We start from the raw sequence: 1,846 nt of genomic DNA, 5'->3' as shown, positions 1-1,846 counted from the left end.
AATTAGAGATTATAAGGAAGAGCTTTTCTCTAATTATTGCTAAGGAATTTATTATCTTTTCATTCTTAAAACAGAAATACGTTTAACCCTGAGTTAGGCAAAATGCTGAAAAAAACTACTACCATATTAATATTCTCACTGACCCTCATAAGTTGTTCAGTTTTATTCGACTCCTACAAATCGGAAATTGATGGTGTTTATATTCCAAAAAACTTGGATGATGCTATTCTAGAAGTTGATAAATTTTACAGTGATTCTTTAAAAACAGAAATAAAGAAATTGGATGAGAGTGACTTCGTAGGCGATTATCATTTCGGAACTGGACTTTGGATAAGAAACAATTGGAATTTGTGGAAAGGTTCGCGACTTAGTCGGTTTTTTAAAAGAAATGGAATTAAACATCCTGATGATATGTCGAGCATAGTTTTAGTGAGTTATCACCGAAAATTGACTGGAAAAGAAATTGGATTTAGAAATCAAGTCTCTGAGTATAAACAGTATTGGAAAGAATCAAAAAAAATGTTCGACTTGGCAAAATTACCAAAGCAATCCAAATTTCCAGCTGATAGTCTGGAGTTTGGATATATGAAGTGGTTTGAAAGTAAAAGCGGATCTTCTCTTTTACATTTACAGACAAATTCTAAAACCGATTCAATTTGGATTTATGAATATCAGTATGGATGGAAAAAAATACAAAATGATTTAGCAGAAAAATTAAAGCATCCAAAGTTTAAAACTGACTCAATACTAAACTTGATTTACAATGAATAAAGCACTTTGCCTAACAATGTATAACCGCAATTACGGCGGATTCGACTACGTCCGAATCCACTCGGAATTGCTAAAGTCAGTACCAAACCGAAAAATAACGCATATTAACCCGTAACTGACGGTTATACGAGACCGTTACCACACATTTGAGAAAAACGCTTTTCATATCGACAATTTTAGTTCTGAATTCATTCTTTTCGTTTGCCCAAAACAGAATTGAATTAGTTACGAATGATTGTAGTCAAGAAAATGGATTTACAATGTTTTTACTGGATAGAGCAAAACCAAAAATTCTGACTAACCAAAAATTTGAACAAGAAGAAAAATATTGGAATAATCAAAAGAAGATTTTACTCAATAATTCAGACATTATAAAAATAGAATACACGAATATTTTTGGACAGATAATCGACACAACTTTCACAAACGCAAAGGAACTGAATGAAATAAAAATCTGTGTGAATAAATTCAAGGATTACGAAAAGAAATCTCTAATAAAAGAATCAATCAAAAATGACAAAAGCTGGATTTTAAACTCAACTTGGGGACATCAAACTTTTGAATCTGACAAACTGATTTTAAAACCTAAAAATGGATTTTTAAAATATAAATATTACAAAAACGGAAAAAGAATAAAACGAGGAAAGGTAAAAATAACAGAATCTGTTATAGAGAAAATAGCATTATTTGAGCGTAAACTGAACCTAATGCAAAATACCGACAATTCTTGTAATTTCGGAATCAATTATAATCTTGTCAATGGAATTGAAAAACTGAATTTTCAAGACAACAGTTGCTCTGGATTTTCGAATGAACAATTGTTAACTGAATTAAAAATAGCGGAATAAAAAACGTGTGGTAACACCGTGTATCATTAATTGCGGCTGAATTTTCTTGCTGAAAATTCACTCGAATTAATTAACTTAGTGCTACGGCGGAAAAATCTTGCCGATTTTCCCGCAACTAATCATACACAAACACGATGGAACACATTCGCCGATGGCGAACTTTAATCTACGCTGCTTCGCAGACAATGCATCTTAAAGTAAATGTGTTCCATCTCAGGGTTAAACCA

The 1,846-nt window shown here is 31.7% G+C and carries 2 protein-coding genes; both read left to right on the top strand.

Annotated elements, in window-relative coordinates; all coding sequences use genetic code 11:
- Positions 1 to 102 precede the first annotated feature (102 nt).
- Positions 103 to 771, top strand: a complete 669-nt coding sequence (locus DFQ02_RS14950; RefSeq protein ID WP_116525252.1) for a DUF6794 domain-containing protein — start codon at positions 103 to 105, stop codon at positions 769 to 771.
- Positions 772 to 1,031: 260 nt separating this feature from the next.
- Positions 1,032 to 1,619 carry a hypothetical protein gene (locus DFQ02_RS14945; protein ID WP_116525251.1) on the top strand — a complete coding sequence of 196 codons (588 nt, stop codon included), beginning with the start codon at positions 1,032 to 1,034 and terminating at the stop codon, positions 1,617 to 1,619.
- Positions 1,620 to 1,846: the final 227 nt, after the last annotated feature.

Source organism: Seonamhaeicola aphaedonensis (assembly GCF_003386195.1).
Taxonomy (GTDB): domain Bacteria; phylum Bacteroidota; class Bacteroidia; order Flavobacteriales; family Flavobacteriaceae; genus Seonamhaeicola; species Seonamhaeicola aphaedonensis.
The sequence above is the reverse complement of the archived record's forward strand: the minus strand, read 5'-3'. Positions and strand labels throughout refer to the sequence as shown.

What these genes read in the sequence shown, in the direction of transcription:
- DFQ02_RS14950 (WP_116525252.1), top strand. Translation starts at nt 103, where the DNA reads ATGCTGAAAAAAACTACTACCATATTAATATTCTCACTGACCCTCATA.
- DFQ02_RS14945 (WP_116525251.1), top strand. Translation starts at nt 1,032, where the DNA reads ATGTTTTTACTGGATAGAGCAAAACCAAAAATTCTGACTAACCAAAAA.